The sequence below is a fragment of the Streptomyces sp. NPDC005962 genome (assembly GCF_040629205.1).
Classification (GTDB): Bacteria; Actinomycetota; Actinomycetes; order Streptomycetales; family Streptomycetaceae; genus Streptomyces.
This window is the reverse complement of record NZ_JBEXVE010000001.1, coordinates 332,082-358,550: the sequence shown is the minus strand read 5'-3', so window position 1 is coordinate 358,550 and position 26,469 is coordinate 332,082. Positions and strand designations below refer to the sequence as shown.

Below are 26,469 nucleotides of genomic sequence, written 5' to 3'. Positions count from 1 at the left end.
CTATTGACGCGCGACTGGATTGTCCTGTACTGCCACTGTTAAATGAGATTGACTCCGCCATTACAGCAGTGGCGCACGCGAATGCTGCCCGAACGGTTGATGCTCTCGCTCGTGCGATTGGATGGCCTGCCTCTACAATCGCGAGAAGGGTCCCTCACCTGGTAAGATCGGGTGGCCTTATTGAAGTTAGGCCCAAGCTCTACGTGAGGCCACAAAGTATCAAACCTCACGGCAGTGTTATCGCAGTAGAAGCTAAGGTGGAGGACTGGCGGAAGGCGCTGCGTCAGGTCCGAACGTATGCAGTGTGGGCAGATTCGTATGTTGTGGTGATGGGGAATCTGACCGAGAAGGCAACACAGCGAATGTGCGGCGAGGTTGAACGAGATCGCGGTGGGCTCATGGTGAACGGAAATTGGCTTATCCGTCCGCATCTGGAATCGCGACACTCCCGTCAAAGGCGCCTGTGGGCGGCAGAGCATGTGATCGCCGCCCTACGCGACAGTTACCAACCTTCTCCATCTCCATAAATGCTCAATCCCCGCTGGAGCGGTTCAATCCAGTGAGTTGCGTTCAAGGGTGACCCTGTTGTTGCTGCCACCTGTGGCCAGAGCCTTGAGGAATTGCGATACATATCCATCAGCGACGCATAGCGTGCGTGATAGTCATCACCATTGTCGGCGATTTCACTGATAACGGAGCGGAGCGCGGACAGGTGGTGCCGGAACGCCTCTTGAGGACCTGGCGGCGGAAATTCTCCGAGCGCCAGATAGAGCGCCGGGTTCTGGCCTGGCAAAACGGCGACTTCAGCGGGCCGTAGTGAGCCCAATAGACCTCGAATGGTCACCCGTTCGTACCAGCCACCGCCACCTCCGTCTCCACTTTCTCGTTGGACGTAGCTTGCATAAGCACATGCTCTCTGGCGTTGGTCCCAACCGGAGCCCACGCTTGCGGCCCCCGCAGCGACGCCTGGTAGACCTGCGAGGTCACCATGTGAAATATGCACCGGTGCATTCTCACTCAAGGCTCTGATTGTCCTGCAGATCCCGTGGGTTTCCTCGGCCTGGGCCTCAGCCGGCAGGGTAGCGAGCGGTCGAACCGGAACTAAGAACCAACCGGCGGGCTCGAGTTGAGCTAGGGAGCCGATGTGGGCATCGAGTGCTGTCCCACTTTCCCAGAAGGGGGCGGTACCAGCGATGGTGAGCCAGCAGTCCGGTGCTTGCTCGATCGCCTCTTTCGCCAACTCAAGGGTCACTTCGCTACTCTGAGTTTCCGCGTGGTGCAGCAACATAGTAGGTGCGAGCTTGGTGACCTCTAGGTGATTCTGAAAATCGAGGACTCTGGATATGTGGTCGCGTCTCAGATTCGGGCTGGACAGGTCTCCTCTAGAACCACTCCAAAAACCATATTCTTGGTAGTAGCGAAAATCGCCTACTCCAGCCATTTGCAGGGCGTGAGTTTGGGCATCAAACCAGACTTGAGCACCTTCGCTGTGAAGACCTCGGGCCATCACTTCAGCGCTGCGCCTGTGACGCAATGCCTGTACCGGAGATGCAAACGGAGAGATGACAGCGCCATCCACGTCTCCTGCTTTTACTGCCTGGACTATCCAGGCCAGGAGATTACGTGGACTGTCTTCGATCAAGATACTCACGTAAGCTCCTCGATGGCCTGAGCTAGGCGATTTCCATTGAGATAACGCCGAGCTGGTTGGGGATGCAGGCATTTACGAATCAGAGCGCACTGTCGATCGACAAGATCCGGCCTGTGCTCCACTATATCGACAATGCGGGCATTTAATAGTCGAAGCGCGTAATCCGCGTCGTCCCCTTCGTACGGAATTGGAAGTCGGCCACTGAGGGCGGCATACATTAGAATCCCGACACAGAATACGTCGGAGGCGGCCGTCGGCGCTCCCGAGAAATTATGCAGATGTTCCGGACTCGCAAATCCAGGAGTTCCTGGCTGTCCAGCAATCGTCAGTCCGGAACGCAGCGTATGGCGAGCGAATCCGAAATCCATGACTTTATAGGTTCCATTGGAGAGTCGGCGAATATTATTAGGGCTCAGGTCTCGGTGAACGACCCGCTTCCTGTGAGCCGCACCTAACCCCTTTGCCACGTCCCTGGCCATCGATTTGGTTTCATTCCATGTCCAGAGCCCGGCTTTAAGGCTGGGTGTCAGATCATCTCCGTCCAGAAATTCCTCTAACCAGGCCGCACCTGTAGGAGGGGTGCCTATCTCGATAAGTTCTGATGCGACCGCCACAACGAAAGGGCTACTAATCGAGGAAAGGAGCGCGACTTCCCGTTCTGCCCGCTTGATGCTTTCCGGGTTGGAATCTCCTATAGAGATTACTTTGAGTACCAAGCGTTCCCCGTTACGGTCGACAAGTGTTACCGCCTTCTGCGCACCCCCCCTCAGTGCTGCAACCTCGGTCACACCGAGGGAACTCAGAGCCCGTTCGACTAGCGCGCGCGGCACATCATCCATGGCCGGATGGTAGCCCCACGTAAGCCTTCATGGGCGGTTTGTGGGCACATTACTGAGTAGTAATACATGATGTGTCCGCTTAGATGCTGATTTGCCTCGCGTGGGTGCTTCGGTAGGTGGCCGAGGCGGAGCGGGTTTGGGCGGTGACCTGCCCGGTCTGGGGTCGGGCATGGTCAGGGGGCCGTACGCTGGCCCGGCAACTCGGGCAGGCTTTGGACCTGCCCGGAATTAGCACGAGTGGCCCCCTGGCCTTGCCCGACGCGGGACCCGGACCGGGAAGGTGCCTAAAGCCGTGGAGCCGACCCCCAGCCACGACGTGCCCTTCTCCTCAGCCAAGGTGCTTGCTGCTGGCGCGCGGCTCGGCGGTCCGGGCTGGAGCGGGGCGGAGACAGGAGCGGCGGCCCGCGCCGCCGGGCCGCGCGCGCCGCGCTTGCGCGGCGCCTTGAACCCGAAGAGAAGGTTGTAACTCACCAGTCCGGTAGTGCGTGTTCATGCTGGCGGAAGCCGTAGGCCCGTTCAGCCCGCCTGGGACAGCCCATGAGCACGGCTGGGCGGCGAATGTGGTGGTCCGCCGCCGGTGGCGAGCTAGAGGCCGTTAGCTCATACGGTGGGGGCCTCGTCCGACGTATCCAGAACGAGACGGGCCCAGACGGTCTTGCCGATCGGGTCTCGGGGGTGGTGGCCGACCTCCTCGGACATGGCCGCGACGAGTTCGAGGCCGCGGCCGTGCTCGTCGTCATCGCCGGCCTTCACGCAGTGGGGCAAACGGCGATTGGCCGCGTCGGATACTTGGACGAGGCAACTGGCGCCCTCGTCGTGGAGACGCACTTCGAAGAGGTGGCCGCGCTCGTGGCCATGCCGAACGGCGTTGGTGGCCAGCTCACTGCAGACGAGGAGCAACCGGTCGATGGCTTCCTGGCCGTAACCCCAATCGTGGAGTGTTCAGCCTGCCTGATCACGGGCGCGGCGGACGGATCTGGGTGTGGACGGCAGTTGCACCTTCCACTGCCGGGCAGCGGGCTGCTGTGGGGTGTGGGTGGTCATCGGGAGCATGGGGTCCCCTTGTCGCGTGGTGGTTCCAGGGGAGCCAGCCCACCGCAACGGCGATTACGGAAACAGGCCACAGTGATTACCCAACGTGGGTAAAATCACCAGCGGTTCACTGCCCGGATTGCCCGCCGCTGCGGGACGAGGAAGAGGGGCCCAAGTGCCCGATTCGCAACCTCACCCTGTGCTTCCACCAGCGCTGTTGGCCAGCCCGGAGTGGCAGGACGCATGCCGGAAGCGTGATTTCACACGTATCTTCCAACTGGTCAAGCTCAAGGCTGGGATCTACCCCTCGCGGATCGCCGCCCGGTGTGGCATGACGCCCAGCAGGGTGGGCGAGATCATGGCTGGACGCCGCGCCTTGGCCCACATCGATGTGATCGAGCGGGTGGCCGACGGCCTTCGTATCCCCGGAGGGATGTTGGGACTCGCCCACCGGCCGTGGGAAATTCCCTCCTCAGCTCCTGAACCCGCAACCACCACGAAGCCCGAGCCGCAGTCAGCCGTTTCCGCTCCTGGCGGTGGTGTCGATGACGTCCTGGCACTGACCGACGACCGAGCCAGTCCTTCCACCGTCGCCGGGCTGCGGTCCGCGGTAGAGGATTACTGGCGTCGCGACGACGAACACGGCGGCACATCTCTGCGTCCCGCCGTTCTGGGTCATCTCAGGTACGTCACCCAGATGATGCGCACGGCTGACGACGCCCTGAAGCCCGAGCTCCAGTCCCTCGCCGCCGAGTTGGCCCGCCTCGCGGGCTGGGCGTACTTCGACGCGCGTCAGTACAGCACCGCCCGCCTCTACTTCGCCCAGGCCCTGACGCTCGCCCACAGGCAGGAAGATCGCCTCTTCATGGCGAACGTACTCTCCTGCATGAGCCTGCAAGCGACCTACGACGGCAATCCAGTGGACGCCATTGCCCTGGCGTGCAGGGCTCAGGACGCCGCACGAGCCGTTGGTGACCAGCCGTTGGTGATGGCCATGCTCCACATGCGCGAAGCGTTCGGCCACGCTGCCCTGCGCGACGCCTCCGCCTGCCAGGAAGCTATCGACCGCTCCCGCGACGCGTATGAGCTAGCGCGGGGGCGAGAAGACGAAGCGCCCTCCTGGGTTCGCTACTTCGACGAAGCCAAGCTTCTCGTTGACGCGGGTATCGCCTTGGCCCGGCTCGGCGAGGCACAGCAGGCCGAGCCACTGATCGCCGAGGGGCTGCGTCGGGAGACGGCGTCCCGGCAGCGCGGCCGGGCGCTCCATGCCTTCTGGCTGGCCAGCGCTCAGCTCCAGCAGGGCAAGCTCGACGCAGCCTGCGGCAGTGCGGGGCTCGCGCTCGACCTCACCGCCGTCATCGACTCACCCCGGGTCATGGGGCACATCCACGAGTTCCACCGTTGGCTGACTCCGTACGCCCGCGAGACGCCCGTGATCGGTTTCGAGCAGCGCATGCGTGAGGTGCTGCGCTAGGCGGTGGCCTTGGTGGCCTCGTCCAGGAGCAGGTACAGCAGGCCTACCAGGCTGCCGCTGCTGACGATCTCGCGACGGTCGATCATTCCGCGGATCTCCGAAAGCGGGACCCACTCGATGCGGTCCGATTCGTTCTGCTCCGTCGGGGGGCCGACATACGTCGCACCGTCGGCGCGGAAGACATGGTGTTCGGAGTCGGTGATTCCGTTCGCGGGCTGGGCGTACACCAGAGGCTTCACCGCTTCCACCCGCCAGCCTGTCTCCTCCTCGACCTCGCGTGCGGCGGCCTGCTCCGGGGTCTCGTCGGGCTCGATCAGCCCCATGGGCAGCTCCCAGCCCCAGGCGTCGGTGACGAACCGGTGCCGCCACATCATCAGCACCCGCTTCTGCTCATCGACCACGGCGGCGACGGCGAGATGGCGCATCCGCACCACGTGGTGCTCCCAGCGGCGCCCATCAGGCTGCTGGACGTCCACGAGCCACAGGTTCACCCACGGGTTGCTGTAGATCTGCCGCTCGCCATGGACGGTCCACCGCATGAGCCCACCCCTCTTCGCCGACACAGGGCTCAGCATGTCACCGCCGTTGCCTGGGTCGCCTGCAGAGTGCGGCAGAGCGCAGCGCTCACATTGATGGATGTCGGCTGAAGATGTCAGAAGCCCTGGACGGCAGACCGTCCGGGGCTTCTTCCCTGCTCAAGTACAGAGCCGACTGTCGGATTCGAACCGACGACCTTCGCTTTACAAGTTCGTCACGCCGATGCAGTGATCAGCCCGTTGACGCCCCGCCCCAGCCCGCCCGGTGCGCGGGCGAGTCTCGCGATACGGCGATGTGCGCCCCTGTTGCCGTCAACGACTGCCGTCGGGCCACCGCGACATCGCGCGCCATCGTTGCTGTCAGAGAACTCGCGTCGTGATTCGCCCTCGCCGCGTAGCTCTGAGTTCGTCGTAGGCCGTCCGCCAAGCCGGTTCAGGCACCAGCGCGGACTGCCGTCACGTAGCGCCCAAGGTAGCGATCAAAGATGATCGCAGCCAGAGCCTCTTGATCACTAGCCCACCTTCGCCCATCATTTATCGGAAACGACCTCTCTGACCTGGGGAACGTCCGTAGCATGTAGTGGTGCATGCCACGGAGGGCGGTCGCCATGAGATTTGAAATCCACGCACAGGGTAAGGAAACTCGCTACGAGGTCGAGTCATTTTACAGATGGATGGCCTTGGATTTCAAAACGTCGCGACAGTGCCACTTAACCACAGAAAACAGAAGTGCATCCACCGGAGATATGGGTGGGGCTTTTGACACGGTGACCGCAATCACCGATCAACTAACAGCCCTAGCAAACCTGACAATCGCTTATTTAACTTGGCGTGCCACTCGCCCTCAAAATGCACGGACAGCGATAAGCGCCCGCATCGAAACGGAAAGTGCAAGCATCGAGCTTTCAGGACTCTCCGAGCAGCAAGTGCGCACAATCGTGAATGAGCTGACACAAGATTCCACCGAAAATGAGAATGGGTCATGACGGCACGAATTTCTAACCCTTTGCGGTCACGTGCCATTTTGACTGGAGCCCATAATTTCACACACTTCGAGCAACTACCTTCAGTGAAGAACAACCTGAATAAGCTTGCATCGCTGTTGACTTCCTCGAATGTATGGGGAATACCGTCCGAACGATGCACGATCCTGGAGGACATATCAACCCCCACCCAACTTCTTGATGCAATATATGATGCTGGCCAGGAAGATTTAGACACACTCCTCTTCTACTATTCCGGACACGGAGTAACGTCTCCTTTCAACGATGAGCTATATCTCGCCCTCGCCAACTCAAGGGCAGAGCGCCTCTACACTGCCGTCCGATTTGAAGATGTGCGTCGAGCGATACTCTCTGCACATAGGACGTCGAATAAAGTAGTTATCCTTGACTGTTGCTTCAGCGGTAGAGCCATGATCGGCTCCATGGGTTGTCAAGACGAACTAGCGTCTAGGTCGGAAATCGAAGGTACCTACCTTCTAACATCGGCAGCAGAGACGTGGCCATCTGTTGCGCCGCCTGGGGAGCAGTTCACCGCCTTCACGGGCGAACTCATCACGGTTCTCGAAGAAGGGGTACCCAACGGGCCTGAGATTTTGAACATGGAATCCATCTATAGACGAGTGTGCTCGGAACTGCTCGCGAAGGCCCGACCTGAGCCGCAACAGAGGAACCGGAACGACGGTGCACGAATAGCAATTGCCAAAAATGTTAAATACACACGAGCCGTCGACGTACATGCCTCCAAAAAAGCAGATGAAAGCATTATCGAGTACATGAAGTCGCAGGTTGCCAGGATGATGGACCCAGACAAGATGCTGGCGCAAATGAAATCTCTGCTCAATGAAGACCATTTGAGAATCAGGTCAGCAAAATCTCTAGCGGAGATGCATCCTGAATTCAGACCAGAATGCCTAACAGTACTTCAGCAGATTTCATCCTCCCTGAATACGAAAAAAATTGACCAGATTCAAGCAATCGGGACGATAGGGAGAATTGATCCAACTCGAACCGAAGCGGTGATCAACGATCTTGCCGATGCCGCCTCGAACAGTAAAGGAAATCCCGTAGAACGTTCGATCGCCTGTAGAGAACTTGGCCAATTTGGCGGAAAAGGCCAGGAGCTAGCCCTCGAAAACTATCGCGCAATACTCCGACAATCGGAGGAGGAAGATCACCCAGACCTCATGACGCAAGGGATTGTGAATATCGCCAAGAGGTTCGCGACGGATTGGCCCGATTACAAGCACGAGGTGGCGGACTTCCTTGGCCGCGTGGGCGTTACTTATAAATTCAGTGCTGACGCTCGCCGGAGTGCCCTCATTCTACTTATGGAACTCGACAAGAGTAAGGAACGTCTGGTAACGAAGGAGCTTGAGAAAATCGCAGCCATCACACAATAGGGCGCCTCCTAACGCGGCATCTAGTCCATGTGAAGGTCGCCACGCAAATGGGCTTAGGGAGGAAGCTAATTCCCTAGGCTGCACCGCTTCACCATCAGGTGACTACTGAACTTCGTCGCGTGATGTCGCCGGTCGCCCCCTCTATGAGCTGCGGCGATCGTCGGCCGCAGCGCGGCATCACGCAAAGATCACCAGTAACTGAAAATCCTCCAGCCCTGCCCGTTCACTGCAGTCAGCCCCAACGACGGCGGAGTGCCGGGCGCATCAGGGATCACCCGACATCACCACGGTGGCAAGCAACTGCGCCAATTCACTTGCCTTCGATCAGCACCTGGCCGTCGTTGCTGTCACCCGCACCCCGCCCCGGGTTGCTCCGCCACGAAGTGGCCTACCCTGCTCATCATGATCCGAGCTGTGGTTTTCGATGTCGGTGAGTGCCTGGTCGATGAGACGCGCGAGTATGGCACGTGGGCGGACTGGCTTGCGGTGCCCCGGCACACGTTCGCAGCGATGTTCGGCGCCGTGATCGCTCAGGGTCGGGACTACCGGGAGACGTTCCAGGTCTTCCGCCCTGGATTCGATCTGGCCGAGGAGCGGGAGAAGCGGGCCCAGGCGGGCCAGCCGGAGCACTTCGATGACAGTGATCTGTACGCGGACGTCCGTCCGACGCTGGCGGCGCTCCGGGATGCCGGTCTATGGGTGGGCATCGCGGGCAACCAGACCGTACGGGCCGGGGGCATACTGCGCTCGCTCGATCTCCCGTCCGACCTCATCGCCACGTCTGACGACTGGGGCGTGTCCAAGCCCGATCCGGCGTTCTTCTCCCACGTGGCGGACGCGGCCCCCTGCTCGGCCGAGGAGATCCTTTACGTGGGTGACCGCCTGGACAACGACATCCGCCCGGCGGACAAGGTGGGCATGAAGACGGCCCTGGTCCGGCGCGGGCCGTGGGCGACGATCCAGTGGGATGACCCGGAGGCCGTGGCGGTGCCGACCTTCCGCGTCAACAGCCTCGCCGAGCTGCCGGGGCTGGTCGCCGGACTCAGCGCTGAAGGGCGCTGACGGTCGTTCCCCATCCGTACATCCGGTCATCCAGATCGCGAACGTACGGTTCGTTGCGCCAGGCATGGAGCCGCTTGCGGACGTCGCGGATTCGGTCCATGCCTGCGGCGTACCACGTGGCGCTGAGCTGATCGAGCGCTTCATTGGCCCAGCGGCATGCTTCCTCTGGCTTACCGGCTGCGGCCTCCACCGCCGCCAGGTCGCCGAGGATGATCGTCCGCTGCTTGCCATCGTCGGCAGGCAGGTTGTCGAGCACTCCAACGAGCGTGGCCCGGGCCTGGGCTGTGTGTCCGGCGATCAACTGCGTGTTGCCCTTGAAGGCGGCGAGACGGACCGGGGTGAACCAGTCCATCCACACCGGGCATGGCTCGTCCGTATCGCCTTCGGCCAGCACGTCTTCAGCGTGGGCTATCAAGCGCAGTGCCGTACGGGTGTCTCCGCACCGTGTCATGCATTCGGCCTCGACGGCGTCGAGCCAAGCAAGCATCATCGCGGGGGCGTTGCCCCTGCGGGCATAGGCGCGGGCGGCGGACATCCGCTCTTCGGCGTCTTCCCGCTGACCCGCCCAGCCGGGGATGAACGCGGTATGGGCCAGGATCGCCGCGCCGAGTAGTGCGTCGTCGGCTTCTCCGGCGGCCTGGAGGCCACGCACGAACGAGTGCCCGGCGGCCTCGGGCCGCTGAAGGTCGAAGAAGTCGATACGCCCGGCCAGTAGGTAGGACTCGGCGAGCGCTGCGGCAAGGATCGTGCGGCAGCGGCCGGAGGTCTCCCCCATCAGGCCCGTGCCCAGACGGGTGTGTTCCACGACGCTGGCGTGGAGCTGGGAAGGCTGCACAGACCAGTACAGGCGTCGGTGCGCTGCGGTGATGGCGGCGAAGTCAGCGCCTGCGGTCGCCGGTTGCGTGGCATTGCTGGCGATCGGAAGTGGGCCGGGCGCGGGACCGATCGCAGGTGCGCCCCTGCGGCTGGCGTCGCCATCCCGTGACGAGCCTGACCTGCCCCATGGCGCGGTGAAGCCCAGTTCTTCCATGGACTGGCCCAGCAGGTGCGTCAGTACGCGCTGGACATCAGGCTGCGGCCATGGAGGACTCGCCGACTCCCAGCGGCGGACCTGGCGCACGCTGATCTGCAACGACCGTATGCCGAGTTGAGGCGCGGTGTGACGGATGGCCTCGGCGAACGCTTCCTGAGAGGCGTATCCCGCTGCCTGTCGGGCGGACTTCAACCGGACGTTTCCTACTGGCCTGGGCACTGGACTTCCTCATGGCTTTCGGTGGGTTGGTCAACTCGGCCCACCGTAGCTTCGGAAGGCCAGTTTGAGGACCCTCACCTTCCGCGCTCTCTGACTAAGTCCTTAAGAAGTCCTCTCATCGTCCTCTGAGCGGCCTTCTGTGGGACGTCCTGTAACTCCACCATGTCTAAGGTCAACGGAGAGCAAGCATGCGGGGTGAGGGCCATGGGCGAGGCGGTGAAGCGTGCGGCTGAGCAACAAGAGGAACTGGACGTCGACGCGATTGAAGCGACGGTTTCCCGGGCCTTAGTCAAACGAACGGCACTGCCCCCGTACGACGAACTCCGCGAGCTGCATGCGTCCCTGGTCGAGCACATCAACGCGCTGATGCCGCTTGCCGAAGAGCTGGTCAACCGTATGAACCGAGGCACGGTCACCTGGTACCAGAAGCGCAGCAGGCTGAACATGATCCCGCATGAGCTGCGGCAAGGGCTCGGCTCCGGCCTGCAATCGGCCGACTGGCATGTGCGCAGTTTGGGCTACACGTTGCAGTTCCTGCTCGACAACGCCGGTCTCGCTCAGGAGCACGACCGGTGACCTGAAGACCGGGCGGGAGCTGCTGCCCATGGGAAGGACCCGCAGCTCCCGCCCCAACCCGGCGTGTGGTGACTGTGGGGCGGACATCGCCCCGTTCGCCATTCCGCAGATGGCACCCATCACGCCCGGGTACGGCGGACACTGCACCGTCCGCCGTCAGCGGTCCGGCTCCCGTTCTCGCTCCAACCCGTTCCGCGGGAAGGGAGCCGGGCCGCGCACAACAACCGCATAAGCAAACCGGACCACCCCTCAAACCTTGGCAGGAGCGGGGTGGTCCGGTCGGAAGTCCCTGTTCAGGACCCCGGTGCCGATGGTACCGGGGACGTCGTCGTGCTCGCTTCGGCACTGCCTGCCCCGGATGAGTCCAGGTGAAGAAAGGGATGGTGACAAGTGCGAGGCATGCACGACGAGGCGGGTTCGACGCTGGCGATACCCGAAGCCTCTACGACGCGCTGCCCAGCCACGGCGATACGGGAACCGACGCGGAGCGACCACGACGGGTCGAACCACCGCGCGGCAGCAGCTGCCCCCCGCCTGCCAAATCCGGAGCGGCACGTCTGCTTACGCAGCCGCGTACGTGACGGCGGCAGTACGGCGGCCGGCCACATCGAACCGGGCTCGACGACCGACGTGCCTCCTGCCCGGCCGCCCCTCCTTCGCCGCTGGCCGTTCCTGCGCGCACAACAGCGATGGACGCAGTCGGCAGACGGCCCGCCATGTAAACCGCTCTGCGTAGCCGCCCTTCGAAGCCCGGCCGGTTGGGCGCGTGGGCCTGGCCGTGCCGCTGCCTCTGCGTGTCCGGTGCGATCGGCGGGGCGTACGGAGGCAGCTGTTCCCGATGCTGACTGTGTCTGGTGGGGCGCTGATGCGGGATGGCGCGCTGAGTGGCCCGGGGGCGCCGCTGAGCGGGGCGGCAGACAGGAGCGGGCGGCGGCCACGGGCCGCCAGCGCGCGCGGCCCGCGCCAGCGGGCCGCCTTGATCCAGTAAAGAAACTCTGAACAGCCCCTATCTACGCCGCGTCGGCCGCCGCTGCGTACGCACGAATCAGAGGCGAGAGCCAGATGTGACCAACACCACAGGGGGTCAATGTCCCCAGAGCGCCCGTCATTCGGGCTTGGGACAGGTGTAGGCATAAGCAACGCGAACGGGGTGTGGCAATGAACGACCAGGAGACGGCGGAGATTCGGACTCGCCTTGCCGAACTCGACCAGAAGATTGCCCTGCTGGAGGAGTTGGCCCGGCGGGTCGCCGAGAACCTGGCCGCTAGTTCTTCTTCTGGCGCTCGGTGAGGCTGGCGAGCTGCTGGAAGACCCCCATGAGGTCGTCAACCTTCGCGGTGAGGGTGTCCAGGCGTTCGGACAACTCCAGGTATTCAGCGCTGGGCATCTGCCGGTGCCCTACCGGCTCGCCTGCCCCCGACGTCTCACTGGGCTCCGGGGGCAGGGGCTCGACTACGAAGTTGCCCCGGCCTGGGGTGGAGTAGATCAGTCCTTCGTCGCGCAGAACGCGGAGTGCGGACCGCGCGGTCATGTTCGCGATGTCGTACTTGGCTTCGAGCTCGCGGGAGGACGGGACCTGCTCGCCCGGCTTGATGCGGCCAGAGCGGATCTGCTGGCGCAGTTCGTCGGCGACCAGCCGGTAAGGCGGAGTGTGGGTGTCCCTCGGCAGGCTCATAGCCCGAGGGTAGCCCGCTAAGCCCACCCATCGCACTAGAACACCTGTTGCCTTCCAGTTGCCGAAGTGCGCTAGCTCGCATGCATCACTGGTGAGCTATGTGCTTGACGCGCTAGCTCGCCTAGTGCACTGTTGATCACGCCGCAACGAGCGGCTGTAGATCGAAAGGGAGCAAAAGGCATGGCTATGACCCGTATCCGCGTGGGGCTGCTGCCCTCGACGATGTTCATCGCTGGCACCGCCCCGGTACCGAAGATCAAGGACCCCGAGTCCGGGACTCTCGCCACCGACCGCGACACCGGCGAGTTCCTGCACACCCTGACCGTCTTCCTCATGGAGGAGGGCCGCGCCGAGCAGATGAAGCTCACCGTGCCCGAGAGCGGTCTGCCGGACGGTCTCCAGCCGGGCACCCCGGTGCGAGTGACGGACCTGTTCGCCACCCCGTGGGCCCGCATCTTCAACGGCCAGCTCTCCGACGGCGTGGCCTACCGGGCGGCGAAGGTGGAGCTTGCGGCGGTGGCCAAGTGACCGCCGCTCCCGAACGGGCCTACCCGGTCGCCCCGGAGAGCGGGGATACCGATTCGCGGTTCACCAACGGCCTGGCGCTGGACGTGGCCGAGGTGATCGAGGCGCACGGCTACCCGACGTTCACCTCCGGCCGTGACCTGCTGGAACTGCGCATATCCCTCTACCGATTCCTCTACAAGGACGCGCTGTGACCATTCAGGAAGTCATTGGGTCTGCCCCGGCTCTGGCCGGGGTGGCCCTGGCCCCGGCCCTCGTATGGGCCCTGTGGTGGGTGGTGCGCTACGTGCGTGCCGACAAGATGACGCGGGCCAGCATCCGGCAGGCCATCCGCGTACGCCGTGGCTGGCGTCGACTGGCCCCGATGGCCGGGCTGTCGGTGACCGACAAGACCCCTCCCGCCGTGATCGTGGCCCCGGACGGGAAGGTGCCCAAGCCCAAGATCCTCATCCCGAAGATCAAGGTCATCGCCGACCGGTACGGGGTGCTGGTCCGCGCGGTGTGCCTGCCCAAGGTCAGCCTGGCGGAGTTCCAGCGGGCAGCCCCGTACCTGGCCGACGCCTGGCGGTGCACTCGGGTCTCAGTCCTCCCAGACCAGCCGGGACAGCTCGTGATCCGTGGTGTGCGGGTTGATCCGCTGGTCGTGCCGACTGAGCACATACCGACCGGTGAGGTGCCGGAGGAACTGGCGGTGTGGCATCTGGGGTTGGACGAGTACGCGCAGCCGGTGAGCGTGAGCCTGTCGGACGTGCCCGGGGTCACCGTGGCCGGGCTGCCCGGCTTCGGCAAGACCTCGTTGGTCAACCGGTTTCTGTGCGATACGGCGCCCTCTGACGCGATCCAGTACGCGATAGCGGACGGCAAGGTGACCTCATCCCATGAGGGCGACTACGCCGACCTGGCACAGCGCGCGTTCGCCTTCGTCGGCGATGACCTCACGGAGGCAAACACGTTGTTCAAGCGGCTGGTGAAGCTGCGGCGGGACCGCTCGGCTTCCATCCGTGCCCTGCTGGGCGTCAAGAACATGTGGCACCTCGGGCCGTCCGCCTCCTGGCCGCTGACGGTCTTGATCGTGGACGAAGGACACACCTACTTCCGCGACTACAAGGGATCGGACCCGCAGACGAAGAAGCTGGCCGCGCTCGCTGCTGACAACGCCCGGCTCGTTGAGGACCTGGTGAAGAAGGGCCGGAGCGTCGGAATCCTGGTGCTCATCGCGACGCAGAAGGCGACCGGGGATGCCATCCCCACCTTCATCCGGGACGTGTGCCCGGTGGGCATGTCCTTCGCGCAGAAGACCGCTGAAGCGGCCGTCGTCGCGCTCGGGGAGGACATCCGCAACTGGCCCGACGCCAACCCGACCGCCCTCCAGGACCCCGCCTATGTCGGCGTGGCCTCCATGGCTCACCAGGGGCGTCCCGGCTTCACTCGCATCCGCACCCCGTACGTCACCGACGACGATGCGGCCCGCATCGCGACCGACACCGCCCACCTGACCCGCGATCCGGCCGACCTCCTCGACGACCAACTCTCCAGCGGGCCCGGGTCGCCGGTCCTCACCAAGTGAGGTTCTTCGATCAGCCGACCAAGGAAAGGAGGTGAACCCTCATGTCCGAGGACCGGATCACTCAGCGCACCGTGACCGTGGTCATGGGCATCATCGCGGGCCTGGCCTTCGTCTTCTCCTTCGGCAACGTCTGGGCCCTGGCCCTACGTCTCGGCGTCCCGGCACCGGTCGCGCCGCTGATCGCCCCGATGGTGGACCTGTCCGTGGTCGGCCTCCTGGTGGCCCTGCGCTACCTGTCCCTGCACGGCGTCCCCGCCGAACAGATCAAGGCCCCTACCCGGCTGATGCACCTGTCCGGGCTGCTGACCCTGGCCCTCAACATCGCCGAACCCATCGTCGCCAAGCACTACGGGCGTGCAGCCGTGGACGCGGTGGCCCCGCTCCTCCTCCTGGGCTGGGGAGCAGTCGGCCCGCAACTCCTGCGCCACTTCCACACCGTGGCCCACACCATCCCGACTGAAACGGCCCCGGCCCCTGAGCCTGCTCCGGCTCCCGAATCGATGGCGCCCCCAGTCACGCGCAAGCCCGAGACCTCCCCGGCGGTCACGGTGCCCGCGCCGCTGCTGAAGGCGGCCCGCACCATCGCCACCACCTACCAGGCCGAACACGGCGAACCCATCACTGCCGCCCAGCTCCGGACCCGCCTCGGCGTCGCACTCCCCCTGGCCACCGCCGCACACGCCCAGCTCTCCGCCTGAGCCCCCTCGGCCGGACGTCCCGGCAACCCAGCCCCTCAGCCCCACCGGGCTTGGTCCGTCATGCCCCGAGCAGCACCCGCAGCCCTGGCTGAGTGCTGCCCGGGGCCCTCCCCCACCGGAAAGGACGCGTCACCCGTGAAAGCCCCCCTGGACCTGCGCCACGTGGCGAGCCTGGCCCTGCGGGACCTCATCCGCCTCGCCCATCTCCCCGACTTCGACCGCGTCCAAGGCCAGATCAGCCAAATCCGCGGTTGCACCCGGCCGGTGCAGCTTGTCGGCTCCACCGAGACCAGGGACGCGGCGACGGACACCGTGCTCCGCTCGTACAGCTCTGCCAACGAACCCACTGGGCGGCTGCTGACCGCCTGCGGTAATCGGCGCTCCTCGCGCTGCCCCTCTTGCTCGCGCCTGTACGCCGCTGACACCTACCACCTGATCCGGGCCGGGCTCTCCGGCGGCAAGACCGTGCCGGAGGCCGTCCGCACGCACCCGCGCCTGTTCGTCACCCTCACCGCTCCCTCGTTCGGGCCGGTCCACAACCGCATCACCACCGACGCGGGCGAGACCCTGGCCTGCCGCTGCGGCGAACGCCACGGGCCCGATGCCCCGGCGTTGGGCACGCCGTTGTCTCCGTCCACGTACGACTACGCCGGAGCCGTGCTGTGGAACGCGCACGCTGGAGCTTTGTGGGCCCGCTTCACCACCTACCTGCGCCGGGAGCTGGCCGCGCACCTCGGCATCACCCAGAAGGCGCTGAACGCCTCCGTGCGCGTCTCCTTCGCCAAGGTCGCCGAGTACCAGCGGCGCGGCCTGGTCCACTTCCACGCAGTGGTTCGTCTCGACGGACCGGAAGGGAGCAACGAGCCACCGCCCCGGTGGGCCACCGCTGACGCCCTCACCCACGCGGTCAAGAAAGCGCGTAAACGGGCCGTGCTCACCGTGGCCTCCGACGCCATCGGCGAACGCGAAATCGCCTGGGGCGATCAGATCGACATCCGCGAAATCGCGGCCCTGGGCGACGGCGAGCTGACCGATCAGAAGGTCGCGGCCTACGTCGCCAAGTACGCGACGAAGAGCGCCGAGGACTCCGGCACGGTGGACCGCTCCCTGCGTTGTGCCCACTGCTCCGGACGCGGCTACCAGCGCGGCCCGGACGGCTTCCGGGACCTGTGCGAGCAGTGCGACGGCACCGGACAGTCCGAGCCCATCGCGGACCTGCGCGTGCACCGCCACGTCCGCCAGATGATCCGCACCGCATGGCACCTCGGCCACCTCCCGGAGTTCGCCGAACTCAAGCTCTGGAAGTGGGCCCACATGCTCGGCTTCCGGGGCCACTTCTCCAGCAAATCCCGCCGCTACTCCACCACCCTCGGCGCACTCCGCGACATCCGCCGCACCTGGCGCACCGAACAAGCACGCGCCGCCGACGACGACCGGCCCGAGCTGGACGACGAGACCACCCTCGTGGTCTCCCACTGGCAATACCTGGCCTCCGGATACAGCCCCGGCGAAGAACTCCTCGCCGCCCAGGTACGCCACGACCTCGCTCAGGCCGAACGCCGCAAGACGGAAGGAGACCCGTGGCTGTGAGCCCGTGCCTCTCGCCGACGCACACAGCCCTGACCGTGCCCGAGGTCATGACCGCCCTGCGCTTGAGCCGGAGCAAGGTCTACGACCTCATACGAACCCACCAGTTGGCCAGCTTCACCGTCGGGCGCGCGCGGCGCGTGTCGCCGGAGAGCCTGCGCGCCTTCATTCAGGAACAGATCGAGGAGAACGCGGCCTGATGCCATCCCGGAAGAGGAACCCCAACGGTGCTGGAAGCATCTGGCAGCGCAAGGACGGACGCTTTGAGGCACGGGTCTACGTCCCGCAGCCCGACGGCACCCGCAAGCGCAAGACGGTCTACGGCAACACCTGGGACGAGTGCGACGAGAAGCGTCAAGAACTCGTCCGCCGGGACCGCCAGGGAATCCCGACGCCTTCCCGGTCCTCCAAGCTCTCCGAATGGCTGCCGTACTGGCTGGAGGAGCACATAAGGCCGCACCGCAAGCGCACCACGTACATCAAGTACGAGATGCACGTACGGCTCTACCTCGTCCCGCAGTTGGGCACACGTCGGCTGGAGTCGCTCACCACCGCGAACGTACGTCGAATGCTCTCGGCCGTCACTGCGAAGGCGTCGGCCGCGACCGCGAAGGAGGCGCACCGGGTGCTCCGTACCGCGCTGACAGCGGCTTGCCGCGAGGAACTGATCAGCCGCAACGTCGCAAAGTTGGTTCCCGCGCCGCGCGTCGAACCTCGGGAGCTGCGGCCGTGGACTCTGGACCAGGCCCAGACGTTCCTGGAAGCGGCACGTTCGGACCCCCTGTACGCGGCGTTCGTCCTGGCGGTCGCGCTCGGACTCCGCCGTGGGGAGATCCTGGGCTTGCACTGGCGAGACGTGGACCTGGACCGGCGCACGCTGACCGTGCGGTCTCAGCTCCAGCGCGGCGGCAAGGAGCTGTACGAGGACAACACCAAGAACCGGCGCGCGCGGACGATCCCTCTCCCGCTGATGTGCGTCGCCCCGCTCCGGTGGCAGCGCCTCCGGCAGGCCGCACAGCGGGCCGCTGCTGGGAAGAGCTGGCAGGCCAGCGACTACGTGTTCACCACGCGCAGCGGTCGACCCATTGAGCCGCGCAACCTGAACCGGTCTTTCGAGCGGATCGCCGAGTCCGCCGGACTGCCACGCGTGCGTCTGCACGACACCCGGCACCTCTGCGCCTCGCTGCTCTTCGCGGCTGGGGCCGCCCCGCGCGTCGTGATGGAGATCCTGGGGCACTCGCAGATCGCGGTCACGATGAACGTCTACACCCACGTGCACGACGACAGTCGGCGTGAGGCCATAGGCCACATGGATCGGCTGCTCAGGCGCCGTAGGTAGGAACTGCCGTCAACTTCTGCCGTCAACGCCCCCGTGATCCAAGATCGCGGGGGCGTTCGCGCAGCTCATGCACAGAGCCGACTGTCGGATTCGAACCGACGACCTTCGCTTTACAAGAGCGGTGCTCTACCAGCTGAGCTAAGTCGGCGTCCCCAGCAGTGTACCCACCACGCCGGGGTGCTCCGTTCGAAAATTCTGGTGTCCGTAGTAGAGACAGGGCGGGGGTGGGCGGTATAGCGTCGCGCCAATCCACCTGCAGTGGACTAGACCCCTACCTTTACTCGGATCGTCCGGCACGTTCCTGCCGGTGAAGGGACCAGATCACCATGGCCACTGTCACGTATGACAAGGCGACCCGGATCTACCCGGGCACCGAAAAGCCCGCCGTCGATCAGCTCGACATCAGCATCGAGGACGGCGAGTTCCTCGTTCTGGTCGGCCCCTCGGGCTGTGGGAAGTCCACGTCGCTGCGGATGCTCGCGGGGCTGGAGGACGTCAACGGCGGGGTGATCCGCATCGGCGACCGCGATGTGACGCACCTGCCGCCGAAGGACCGGGACATCGCCATGGTGTTCCAGAACTACGCGCTGTACCCGCACATGTCCGTCGCGCAGAACATGGGCTTCGCGCTCAAGATCGCCGGGGTCAACAAGACCGAGATCCGGCAGAAGGTCGAGGACGCGGCGAAGATCCTGGACCTCACGGAGTACCTGGAGCGCAAGCCGAAGGCGCTGTCCGGTGGTCAGCGGCAGCGGGTGGCGATGGGGCGGGCCATCGTGCGGGAGCCGCAGGTGTTCCTGATGGACGAGCCGCTGTCGAACCTCGACGCCAAGCTGCGCGTGCAGACGCGTACGCAGATCGCGAGCCTGCAGCGGCGGCTGGGGATCACGACGGTGTACGTCACCCACGACCAGGTCGAGGCCATGACCATGGGCGACCGGGTGGCCGTCCTCAAGGACGGGCTGCTGCAGCAGGTCGACACGCCGCGCAACATGTACGACCGTCCGGCCAACCTCTTCGTGGCGGGCTTCATCGGCTCGCCCGCGATGAACCTGGTCGAGGTGCCGATCACCGACGGCGGCGTGAAGTTCGGCAACAGCGTGGTCCCGGTCAACCGCGAGGCGCTGTCCGCCGCGGCCGACAAGGGCGACCGTACGGTCACCGTGGGCGTCCGGCCCGAGCACTTCGACGTGGTCGAGGCGAACGGCGGGGCGGCGAAGGCGCTGTCCAAGGCCACCGAGGGCGCCCCGGCCGGTCTCGCGATCACCGTCAACGTGGTCGAGGAGACGGGCGCGGACGCGTACGTCTTCGGTTCGGCCGAGGTCGGCGGCGAGAGCAAGGACCTGGTGATCCGGGTCGGCAGCCGCCAGGTGCCGGAGAAGGGCTCGCAGCTGCACGTCGTGCCGCAGCCGGGCGAGGCCCACGTCTTCTCCACCTCCACCGGGGAGCGGCTCAGCGACTGACCTCGATGGGGGTAAGTCAGGTTTGGGCGAGGCGTCGTGTGCCGCGGTTGCGGTGGCGGCGCCTCGTCGCATGTGGCGTTGTGGTGTTGTCGATAAATTCCCCGACATTCCGGGCTTTTCGATTCCGTTCGTCAACACGCCCGCGCGCAGAAGCGGGTTTCCGTCACCCGGCATGGTGACTCAATGTCGCCAAATCATCGCTCCTCGCTACGATCCCTCCCGTGAACAACGCAGCCCGCCGAATCGGCAGAACCCTCGCGCTCGTCCTTCCCGTCGTGCTCGTCCTCTCCGGAACGCTCGCCGTCACCCGCGTCCCGTGGGCCTCGCCGAGCGCCGAGTCGCAGATCCTCACCGCCTCCTCCGACCGCGCCTCCACCCGCGCCGTCCACCGCGCTCCGCACGAGCTGCTGCGCGACCGGCTGCTCGCGGAGTTGCAGGAGAAGGACCCCGCGGTGGCCCTCACCCACCTCCAGGTCGCCACGAACGAGCGGCCCTCGCTGGCCAGGCACTGCGCGGACATCGCCCGCGCGCTCGGCCGCGCCGCGGTCGCCAAGTACGGGGGGACGAACCGGGCCCAGGCCTACGCCCGTCCCGTCTGCGACACCTCGTTCGCGTCCGGCATCACCCAGGCGTACCGCTGATCACCACACCGTCGATCACACCAGCGCTGAACACACCACCGCCGATCACGTCCGGCACCCGCTCCCCGTGCGGTCACCGCGCCACCGCATATGGTGCGATCCATGACCGATGACCTCCACCGGCGGGGGCACCACGCTCACCACCCGCATGCCCCGCGCCCCACGCAGGCCGTCGTCCTGGCCGGAGGCCAGGGCTCGCGGCTGCGTCCGTACACCGACGACCGTCCCAAGCCGATGGTCGAGATCCCGGGCACCGGGACCCCGATCATCGGCCATCAGCTGGCCTGGCTGGCCGCCGAGGGGGTCACCGACGCGGTCGTCTCCTGCGGCCACCTCGCCGCCGTCCTCCAGGACTGGCTGGAGTCGGCGGAACTGCCGCTGCGCGTGACGACCGTCGTCGAAAAGGAACCGCTCGGGCGCGGCGGTGGCCTGAAGTTCGCCGCCGCCCGGCTCCCCCACCCCGATCAGCCCTGGTACGCCACCAACGGCGACATCTGGACCCGCTTCTCGCTGCGCGAGATGGCCGACTTCCACCATGAGCGCGACGCCGTCGCGACGCTCGCGCTGGCCCGGCCGCGCATCCCCTGGGGGGCGGTGGAGACGAACGAGTTCGGTCACGTCCTCGACTTCATCGAGTCGCCGCCCTCCCCGTACCTCATCAACGCGGGCGTGTACGTCTTCTCCGCCACCTTCACGACTCTGCTGCCGGAGCGCGGCGACCATGAGCGGACGACGTTCCCGCGGCTCGCCCGGGAGCGCCGGCTGGCCGGGTTTCCGCTGCCCCACGGCGCGTACTGGCGGGCCATCGACACCGCCAAGGACCTCACCGAGGCCGCCAAGGAACTCTCCGCGGGCCCACCGCCGTCCGGTCGCGGGTCGCTGGAATCCACGCCGGTCCGGCCGTTGCACGACTAAGTCCCCGTACGTCGGTTGCACGACTGAGTCCCCGTACGTCGAAGGCCCTCCGCGCTCAAGACTGCGCGGAGGGCCTTCTGACTGCCTTCTGTCTACGTTCTGCCTACGTACGGTTCAGCCGAGGAGGCCGCCCAGCGCGGCCTCCTCCTGGGCCGGTTCGCCGCCGTCGTAGGAGTCGGCCGCCGGGGCGCCGCCGCCCGGGCCGCCGCCCTCCGCGCCCGTGCCGCCGCCCAGGCCCGCGCCCGTGCCGCCCAGGTCCGGCGGGCCCGGTTCCGTCATCGGGGCCTCGGGCCGGTTCGGGGTGCGGGGCGTCGTACGGTGGCCGCGCGGCGGCTGGCCGGGGCTGCCGGAGCCGCTCGCCGAACCCGTCGCGCTGGGCCTGCCCGACGTGGTGGACGCCGACGGCGAGGCGGAGGGGGCCGAACGGTGCGACGGGGCGCGGTACGAGGGCGATCCGGGGGTGTCCACCGCGCCGCCCACCCCGCCGCGCGGGCTGGTCTCGGGCTTCCGGGGCAGCGGCGAGCCGGGGAGGCTGTTCCTCGGCACCTCGCGCGGCTCGGGCGCCCGCACCGTCTCCGAGGACCGTACGGCGCCGCCGATCATCGAGCCGAGCAGCAGCGTGAGCCCGGCCACCACCAGCGCCATGGCGGTGCCGCGGCCCAGCACCCGCCGCCGCAGCGCCCACAGTTCGACGCGCGGACCGAGCCGCCGCCAGGCCTCGCCCGCGAGGCGGGCGTCGGCCGAGTAGACCGGGGCGCCCGCGATGACCAGCGGGCTCCAGGCGGCGAGGTAGATGATGTCGGGCGCGTCGTAGACCGGCACGGTGCGCCAGCTCACGGTGAGGATCAGCGCGGCGGACAGCACCGCGCCGACGCAGGCCGCGAGCCGCTGCCACAGCCCTAGGACGGTGAGCACTCCGACCGCGATCTGGAGGAACGCCACGGTCAGCCCGGCGCCCACCGGGTGTTCCAGGGCAAGGTCGCGCAGCGGCTCGGCGATCGGCCAGGGGTGCAGGGACTGCAGCCAGGTGACCATCGAGCCGCGCTCGCCGCCGTCGAAGTAGACCGGGTCGGAGAGCTTGCCCATGCCCGCGTAGACGGAGATGAAGCCGAGGAAGATGCGGAGCGGGAGGAGGACGACGCCCAGGTTCATCCGGCGGTCGGGGTAATACGCGTGCCGCACCTGGTCGGAGGGGCGCCGGGGGCGCGGGACCTGGGGCGTCGTCCGGTGGGTCTGAGGCGTATGGGGTGTCTGGGACGGCTGGGACTGCCGGGCCTGGTGGGGCTGATGAGGTTGGTGGGGCTGCCGCTGCTGGTGGGCGGCGTGGGAGGCGTGGGACGGCCGGGGGACGCGGGGCGTCGGGCCGGTGCGGTGCGTGGCGTCCGACTCCCGCGGCCTCGGCGGGCGCCCGCCCTCCGGCCCCGGGTCCCGGCGCGGGCTGCGCGGCCCGATGACCGTGGGCGGGCCGTCGTCGAAGGTGATCCGGGGCAGCACCTGCGTGGTGCCCACGTCCTCGAGGCCGTCCACCGTTTCGGAGTACCGCACGGCCTGCAGCAGTCGGGTCGCCGCCGTGTCCCCGCCGGGCCGGGTGCGGCCGCTCCACACCACGGGCGGGCGGCGCCGGGGCACGGCCCCGCCCCCCGCCCCGATACCGGCCAGCCGGGCCGTGTCCGCCAGCGCGCCACTCACGACCGGGGAGGCGAGCTGCACCCGGAAGCTGGGGGGATTGACGGCGATCTTCGCAGGATCGCACGGCACCTTGGCCATGGTCAGCTGCGGTTCGTCCTCGAATCCCTGCGCGCGTCCCGCCAGGGGCGTGCGGAATTTTCTGGTCTCCACGCCCAACTAACCGACTGACCGGCGGGAAAGACACTGCCGGGGAAGGTGTGATCTGTCGGGGGACCGTCAAGATCGTTCACACGGGCACCCCAGCGCTCCGCTGATGCCCCGCCGACGCCCCGCCCGGTCACGAGGGACAGAGCTGGGGCGGGGCGGGGTACGGCGTGCCCCTACGTCTTACGACCGTCTCGCGTACGCCTTACGCCGGGCGCCGCGACGCCTTACGACCGTCTCGCGTGCGCCCTACGCCCGCCGCCGCGACGCCTCGTACAGCACCACACCCGCCGCGACGCCCGCGTTGAGCGACTCCGCGCCGCCCGGCATCGGGATGCGGACCCGGAAGTCGCAGGTCTCGCCGACCAGTCGGGACAGCCCCTTGCCCTCGCTGCCGATGACGATCACGACCGGGCCGTCCAGCACCTCCAGGTCGTGCAGCTCCGTCTCGCCGTCCGCCGCGAGGCCGACGACCGTCAGGCCCGCCTTCTGGTAGCCCTCCAGCGCCCGGGTCAGGTTGGTGGCGCGCGCCACCGGGGTGCGGGCGGCGGTACCGGCGGAGGTCTTCCAGGCGCCGGCGGTCATCCCGGCCGCGCGCCGCTCCGGTACGACCACGCCGTGGCCGCCGAACGCGGAGACCGACCGCACCACGGCGCCCAGGTTGCGCGGGTCGGTGACACCGTCGAGGGCGACGATCAGCGGGTCCACACCCTCGTCGAAGGCGGCCGCGCTCAGGTCCTCGGGGTGGGCGTACTCGTACGGCGGGACCTGGAGCACCATGCCCTGGTGGTTGAGGCCGTTCGTCATCCGGTCCAGCTCGGCCTTCGGGGCCTCCATGAGGTGGATGCCGCCGCGGTCGGCGGCGATCTTCAGCCCCTCGCGCACCCGGTCGTCGCTGTCGATGAACTGCTGCACGTACAGCGTGTTCGCCGGGACGCCCTCGCGCAGCGCCTCGAACACCGAGTTACGGCCCACCACCAGCTCGTTCGTGCCCTTGGCGCCGCCGCGGCGCGGGGCCGGACGCTTGTCGGCCTGCCGGGCGCGGGCGTTGGCGATGCGCTGCTTGCTGTGGCCCTTGCGCGCCTCGGCGGGCGGGGTCGGGCCCTTGCCCTCCAGGCCCCGGCGCCGCTTGCCGCCGCTGCCGATCGTCGCGCCCTTCTTATTGCTGGTACGGCGGTTCCTGCGCTGGCTGTTGCCGGCCATGAATGTCACCTATCTCTTCACTGCTCAGCGCTGCTCGGCAAACGGCAAACGTCGAACGACACACGCATCTACGGTCTACGGTCACATATTCGGTCACAAGTGTGCCGCCCAGCTCAGCGGGCGGCACAAAGAACGAGGTCAGCGGGTGCCCAGCTCCCAGCGCGGACCGGACGGGGTGTCCTCGATGACCAGCCCCGACTGCTGCAGCTGGTCGCGGATCGCGTCCGCCGTCGCGTAGTCCTTGCGGCTGCGCGCGGCCTGGCGCTGCTCCAGGACCAGCCGTACGAGCGAGTCGACCACACCGTGCAGATCCTCGCCACGGTCCGAACCGCCCGACCAGTGCTCGTCGAGCGGGTCCAGGCCCAGCACGCCGAGCATGGCCCGCACCTCGGCCAGCCGCGCGACCGCCGCCTCCTTGTCGTCCGCGGTGAGGGCGGAGTTGCCCTGGCGGACGGTGGTGTGGACGACCGCGAGCGCCTGCGGCACCCCGAGGTCGTCGTCCATCGCCTCCGCGAACGCGGGCGGTACGTCGGGCGCGGCCTCGACGGGCCCGGCCTTCTCCACGACCCGCTGGATGAAGCCCTCGATGCGCGCGAAGGCGGACTCCGCCTCGCGCAGCGCCTCCTCGCTGTACTCGATCATGGACCGGTAGTGCGGGGTGCCCAGGTAGTAGCGGAGCAGGATGGGGCGCCAGCGCTTGACCATCTCGGAGACCAGCACCGAGTTGCCGAGCGACTTGCTCATCTTCTCGCCGCTCAGGGTGACCCACGCGTTGTGCGCCCAGTACGCGGCGAAGTCGTCGCCGAACCCCTTGGCCTGCGCGATCTCGTTCTCGTGGTGCGGGAAGATCAGGTCGACGCCGCCGCCGTGGATGTCGAAGGCGCTGCCCAGGTACTTGTGCGCCATCGCCGAGCACTCCAGGTGCCAGCCGGGGCGGCCGCGCCCCCACGGGGTCTCCCAGCTCGGCTCGCCGGGCTTGGCCGCCTTCCACATGGCGAAGTCGCGCGGATCGCGCTTGCCGGTCTCGCCCTCGCCGCTGGGCTGGCGCAGCCCGTCCAGGTCCTGGTTGGAGAGCCGGAGGTACTCGGGGTACGAGCGCACGTCGAAGTAGACGTTGCCCTCGGCCGCATACGCGTGACCCCGGTCGATCAGGCCCCGCATCATCTCGATCATCTCGGGGATGTGACCGGTCGCCCGCGGTTCATAGGTCGGGGGGAGGCAGCCGAGGACGTCGTACGCGCTGGTGAACGCGCGCTCGTTCTCGAAGCCGATCGACCACCAGGGGCGGCCCTGCTCGGCCGACTTGGCGATGATCTTGTCATCGATGTCCGTGACGTTACGGACGAACGTCACGTCGTAGCCACGGTACGCGAACCAGCGGCGCATGATGTCGAAGTTGAGCCCCGACCTGATATGCCCGATATGCGGGGCAGCCTGCACCGTCGCGCCGCACAGGTAGATCGAGACACAGCCCGGTGTGAGCGGGGAGAAGTCACGGATCTGCCGGGCACCGGTGTCGTATAGGCGAATAGTCACGCGTCAAGGGTAGTCGGAATCCGGCAGTGCCCCGCGACCCATCGGCCGCGGGGACACAGAAGCGTGACACTTCTCTTCAGATCTCTTCAGAGGCCGCCGATCAGCGGCCGGCCGGAGTCCGATCAGAGGCTGCCTCAGAGGCTGCCGACGACCTTGCGGGGAGTGATCCGTACGACGATGCGCTCGCTGTCCTGGGCCGAGGCCGGGTTGAACTCGGCATACTTCTTGCCCGCGTACTTCAGCGACAGCTCGTCGATCAGCTCCTGGCCGCCCTCGGTGGTGTAGCTCGCGGTGCCGCGGATCTCGGCGTACGTGTACGGCGCGTCCGCGGGCTGCACCATGACCGTGACGCGGGGGTCGCCCGCGAGGTTCTGCTGCTTCCGCCGTCCCACGGTGGTCGAGAACAGCAGCTCGTCGCCGTCGCGCTTCACCCACACCGGGGACATCTGAGGGCTGCCGTCGGGCTGGATGGTGCCGATGATGACGAAGACGGGGGTGTCGAGGAGGCGCTTGAGGTCCTCGGAGAGGGTGGCGGCCACGGGTGGTTCCTTTCCGCGCGCTGGGTGGGGGCGCTGGTACGTCCGGGATTCGGGTTACCTGGGATTCGGGTTACCCGATCCGTACCCCACACACCGTCAAGGGCCGGGGTTTCGCGCACGGA

Annotated in this window: 24 protein-coding genes, 1 tRNA gene and 1 pseudogene; 15 read left to right on the top strand and 11 right to left on the bottom strand. The window is 66.7% G+C overall.

Going from position 1 to position 26,469, the window contains the following annotated elements:
* Nucleotides 1-502: 502 nt before the first annotated feature.
* The 3 genes and pseudogenes from ABZ370_RS01740 to ABZ370_RS01730 all read right to left on the bottom strand — a co-directional run.
* On the bottom strand, nt 503-1,651 hold the full coding sequence (locus ABZ370_RS01740; protein WP_358615041.1) for a hypothetical protein: 1,149 nt from the start codon (nt 1,649-1,651) through the stop codon (nt 503-505).
* Complete coding sequence (locus ABZ370_RS01735; protein ID WP_358615039.1) at nt 1,648-2,490, bottom strand: serine/threonine-protein kinase; 843 nt, start codon at nt 2,488-2,490, stop codon at nt 1,648-1,650. The genes ABZ370_RS01740 and ABZ370_RS01735 overlap by 4 nt, the downstream gene beginning before the upstream one ends.
* 600 nt (nt 2,491-3,090) lie before the next feature.
* Nucleotides 3,091-3,411, bottom strand: a pseudogene (locus ABZ370_RS01730) (ATP-binding protein); the annotation flags it as partial.
* A gap of 328 nt (nt 3,412-3,739) precedes the next feature.
* Between ABZ370_RS01730 and ABZ370_RS01725 the strand changes: the two are divergent.
* Nucleotides 3,740-4,996 (top strand): hypothetical protein, encoded by a 1,257-nt coding sequence (locus ABZ370_RS01725; RefSeq protein ID WP_358615037.1) that lies wholly within the window; start codon nt 3,740-3,742, stop codon nt 4,994-4,996.
* Here the strand turns inward: ABZ370_RS01725 and ABZ370_RS01720 are convergent.
* Complete coding sequence (locus ABZ370_RS01720; RefSeq protein WP_358615035.1) at nt 4,993-5,535, bottom strand: NUDIX hydrolase; 543 nt, start codon at nt 5,533-5,535, stop codon at nt 4,993-4,995. The two genes, ABZ370_RS01725 and ABZ370_RS01720, sit on opposite strands and share 4 nt — an antisense overlap.
* A gap of 605 nt (nt 5,536-6,140) precedes the next feature.
* Here ABZ370_RS01720 and ABZ370_RS01715 point away from each other — a divergent pair.
* The 3 genes from ABZ370_RS01715 to ABZ370_RS01705 all read left to right on the top strand — a co-directional run bounded on the left by ABZ370_RS01715 (nt 6,141) and on the right by ABZ370_RS01705 (nt 8,998).
* Complete coding sequence (locus ABZ370_RS01715) at nt 6,141-6,518, top strand: hypothetical protein (protein ID WP_358615033.1); 378 nt, start codon at nt 6,141-6,143, stop codon at nt 6,516-6,518.
* Nucleotides 6,515-7,936 carry a caspase family protein gene (locus ABZ370_RS01710; RefSeq protein WP_358615031.1) on the top strand — a complete coding sequence of 474 codons (1,422 nt, stop codon included), beginning with the start codon at nt 6,515-6,517 and terminating at the stop codon, nt 7,934-7,936. The genes ABZ370_RS01715 and ABZ370_RS01710 overlap by 4 nt, the downstream gene beginning before the upstream one ends.
* A gap of 402 nt (nt 7,937-8,338) precedes the next feature.
* Nucleotides 8,339-8,998 carry an HAD family hydrolase gene (locus tag ABZ370_RS01705; RefSeq protein WP_358615029.1) on the top strand — a complete coding sequence of 220 codons (660 nt, stop codon included), beginning with the start codon at nt 8,339-8,341 and terminating at the stop codon, nt 8,996-8,998.
* Here the strand turns inward: ABZ370_RS01705 and ABZ370_RS01700 are convergent.
* On the bottom strand, nt 8,979-10,250 hold the full coding sequence (locus ABZ370_RS01700; protein ID WP_358615027.1) for a transcriptional regulator: 1,272 nt from the start codon (nt 10,248-10,250) through the stop codon (nt 8,979-8,981). The genes ABZ370_RS01705 and ABZ370_RS01700 overlap by 20 nt on opposite strands.
* Before the next feature lie 204 nt (nt 10,251-10,454).
* Here ABZ370_RS01700 and ABZ370_RS01695 point away from each other — a divergent pair, with 204 nt between their 5' ends.
* Nucleotides 10,455-10,826 carry a DUF6415 family natural product biosynthesis protein gene (locus tag ABZ370_RS01695; protein ID WP_358615025.1) on the top strand — a complete coding sequence of 124 codons (372 nt, stop codon included), beginning with the start codon at nt 10,455-10,457 and terminating at the stop codon, nt 10,824-10,826.
* Nucleotides 10,827-12,090: 1,264 nt separating this feature from the next.
* Here the strand turns inward: ABZ370_RS01695 and ABZ370_RS01690 are convergent.
* The gene (locus ABZ370_RS01690) at nt 12,091-12,501 is read right to left on the bottom strand and encodes a GntR family transcriptional regulator (protein WP_358615023.1); all 411 of its coding nucleotides are present in this window, start codon (nt 12,499-12,501) and stop codon (nt 12,091-12,093) included.
* A gap of 180 nt (nt 12,502-12,681) precedes the next feature.
* Here ABZ370_RS01690 and ABZ370_RS01685 point away from each other — a divergent pair, with 180 nt between their 5' ends.
* From ABZ370_RS01685 to ABZ370_RS01655, 7 genes are all read left to right on the top strand, one after another.
* Nucleotides 12,682-13,029 (top strand): hypothetical protein, encoded by a 348-nt coding sequence (locus ABZ370_RS01685; RefSeq protein ID WP_358615021.1) that lies wholly within the window; start codon nt 12,682-12,684, stop codon nt 13,027-13,029.
* On the top strand, nt 13,026-13,220 hold the full coding sequence (locus ABZ370_RS01680) for a hypothetical protein (RefSeq protein ID WP_358615019.1): 195 nt from the start codon (nt 13,026-13,028) through the stop codon (nt 13,218-13,220). The genes ABZ370_RS01685 and ABZ370_RS01680 overlap by 4 nt, the downstream gene beginning before the upstream one ends.
* Nucleotides 13,217-14,593 (top strand): cell division protein FtsK, encoded by a 1,377-nt coding sequence (locus ABZ370_RS01675; protein WP_358615017.1) that lies wholly within the window; start codon nt 13,217-13,219, stop codon nt 14,591-14,593. The genes ABZ370_RS01680 and ABZ370_RS01675 overlap by 4 nt, the downstream gene beginning before the upstream one ends.
* 41 nt (nt 14,594-14,634) lie before the next feature.
* Nucleotides 14,635-15,291, top strand: a complete 657-nt coding sequence (locus tag ABZ370_RS01670) for a DUF2637 domain-containing protein (protein ID WP_358615015.1) — start codon at nt 14,635-14,637, stop codon at nt 15,289-15,291.
* A 135-nt stretch (nt 15,292-15,426) separates the two neighbouring features.
* Nucleotides 15,427-16,881 (top strand): replication initiator, encoded by a 1,455-nt coding sequence (locus tag ABZ370_RS01665; RefSeq protein WP_358615013.1) that lies wholly within the window; start codon nt 15,427-15,429, stop codon nt 16,879-16,881.
* Nucleotides 16,878-17,078, top strand: a complete 201-nt coding sequence (locus ABZ370_RS01660; protein ID WP_358616004.1) for a helix-turn-helix domain-containing protein — start codon at nt 16,878-16,880, stop codon at nt 17,076-17,078. Before ABZ370_RS01665 ends, ABZ370_RS01660 begins: the two co-directional genes overlap by 4 nt.
* Nucleotides 17,078-18,217 (top strand): site-specific integrase, encoded by a 1,140-nt coding sequence (locus tag ABZ370_RS01655; protein WP_358615011.1) that lies wholly within the window; start codon nt 17,078-17,080, stop codon nt 18,215-18,217. Before ABZ370_RS01660 ends, ABZ370_RS01655 begins: the two co-directional genes overlap by 1 nt.
* Nucleotides 18,218-18,292: 75 nt before the next feature.
* On the opposite strand, the gene ABZ370_RS01650 is transcribed toward ABZ370_RS01655, so the two are convergent.
* Nucleotides 18,293-18,365: transfer RNA gene (locus ABZ370_RS01650), tRNA-Thr, on the bottom strand.
* A gap of 178 nt (nt 18,366-18,543) precedes the next feature.
* Here ABZ370_RS01650 and ugpC point away from each other — a divergent pair.
* The 3 genes from ugpC to ABZ370_RS01635 all read left to right on the top strand — a co-directional run bounded on the left by ugpC (nt 18,544) and on the right by ABZ370_RS01635 (nt 21,236).
* The gene (gene ugpC, locus ABZ370_RS01645) at nt 18,544-19,680 is read left to right on the top strand and encodes a sn-glycerol-3-phosphate ABC transporter ATP-binding protein UgpC (RefSeq protein WP_358615009.1); all 1,137 of its coding nucleotides are present in this window, start codon (nt 18,544-18,546) and stop codon (nt 19,678-19,680) included.
* A 221-nt stretch (nt 19,681-19,901) separates the two neighbouring features.
* Entirely contained in the window at nt 19,902-20,321 is a 420-nt protein-coding gene (locus ABZ370_RS01640; protein WP_358615007.1) for a hypothetical protein, read from the top strand.
* 102 nt (nt 20,322-20,423) lie between these two features.
* Nucleotides 20,424-21,236, top strand: coding sequence for a nucleotidyltransferase family protein (locus ABZ370_RS01635; protein WP_358615005.1), 813 nt, complete (start codon nt 20,424-20,426; stop codon nt 21,234-21,236).
* Nucleotides 21,237-21,350: 114 nt separating this feature from the next.
* Here the strand turns inward: ABZ370_RS01635 and ABZ370_RS01630 are convergent, their stop codons facing one another.
* The 4 genes from ABZ370_RS01630 to ABZ370_RS01615 all read right to left on the bottom strand — a co-directional run bounded on the left by ABZ370_RS01630 (nt 21,351) and on the right by ABZ370_RS01615 (nt 26,347).
* Nucleotides 21,351-23,003, bottom strand: coding sequence for a DoxX family membrane protein (locus ABZ370_RS01630; protein WP_358616001.1), 1,653 nt, complete (start codon nt 23,001-23,003; stop codon nt 21,351-21,353).
* A 315-nt stretch (nt 23,004-23,318) separates the two neighbouring features.
* Entirely contained in the window at nt 23,319-24,272 is a 954-nt protein-coding gene (gene rlmB / locus ABZ370_RS01625; protein ID WP_358615003.1) for a 23S rRNA (guanosine(2251)-2'-O)-methyltransferase RlmB, read from the bottom strand.
* Nucleotides 24,273-24,410: 138 nt separating this feature from the next.
* Nucleotides 24,411-25,808, bottom strand: a complete 1,398-nt coding sequence (cysS, locus tag ABZ370_RS01620) for a cysteine--tRNA ligase (protein ID WP_358615001.1) — start codon at nt 25,806-25,808, stop codon at nt 24,411-24,413.
* Between the two features lie 134 nt (nt 25,809-25,942).
* Nucleotides 25,943-26,347 (bottom strand): PPOX class F420-dependent oxidoreductase, encoded by a 405-nt coding sequence (locus tag ABZ370_RS01615; RefSeq protein ID WP_358614999.1) that lies wholly within the window; start codon nt 26,345-26,347, stop codon nt 25,943-25,945.
* Nucleotides 26,348-26,469 lie beyond the last annotated feature (122 nt).

Coding starts and splice junctions, on each gene's coding strand:
- ABZ370_RS01735 (WP_358615039.1), bottom strand. CDS start 2,490: ATGGATGATGTGCCGCGCGCGCTAGTCGAACGGGCTCTGAGTTCCCTC.
- ABZ370_RS01720 (WP_358615035.1), bottom strand. CDS start 5,535: ATGCGGTGGACCGTCCATGGCGAGCGGCAGATCTACAGCAACCCGTGG.
- ABZ370_RS01715 (WP_358615033.1), top strand. CDS start 6,141: ATGAGATTTGAAATCCACGCACAGGGTAAGGAAACTCGCTACGAGGTC.
- ABZ370_RS01710 (WP_358615031.1), top strand. CDS start 6,515: ATGACGGCACGAATTTCTAACCCTTTGCGGTCACGTGCCATTTTGACT.
- ABZ370_RS01705 (WP_358615029.1), top strand. CDS start 8,339: ATGATCCGAGCTGTGGTTTTCGATGTCGGTGAGTGCCTGGTCGATGAG.
- ABZ370_RS01695 (WP_358615025.1), top strand. CDS start 10,455: ATGGGCGAGGCGGTGAAGCGTGCGGCTGAGCAACAAGAGGAACTGGAC.
- ABZ370_RS01690 (WP_358615023.1), bottom strand. CDS start 12,501: ATGAGCCTGCCGAGGGACACCCACACTCCGCCTTACCGGCTGGTCGCC.
- ABZ370_RS01685 (WP_358615021.1), top strand. CDS start 12,682: ATGGCTATGACCCGTATCCGCGTGGGGCTGCTGCCCTCGACGATGTTC.
- ABZ370_RS01670 (WP_358615015.1), top strand. CDS start 14,635: ATGTCCGAGGACCGGATCACTCAGCGCACCGTGACCGTGGTCATGGGC.
- ABZ370_RS01655 (WP_358615011.1), top strand. CDS start 17,078: ATGCCATCCCGGAAGAGGAACCCCAACGGTGCTGGAAGCATCTGGCAG.
- ugpC (WP_358615009.1), top strand. CDS start 18,544: ATGGCCACTGTCACGTATGACAAGGCGACCCGGATCTACCCGGGCACC.
- ABZ370_RS01635 (WP_358615005.1), top strand. CDS start 20,424: ATGACCGATGACCTCCACCGGCGGGGGCACCACGCTCACCACCCGCAT.
- ABZ370_RS01630 (WP_358616001.1), bottom strand. CDS start 23,003: ATGGCCAAGGTGCCGTGCGATCCTGCGAAGATCGCCGTCAATCCCCCC.
- rlmB (WP_358615003.1), bottom strand. CDS start 24,272: ATGGCCGGCAACAGCCAGCGCAGGAACCGCCGTACCAGCAATAAGAAG.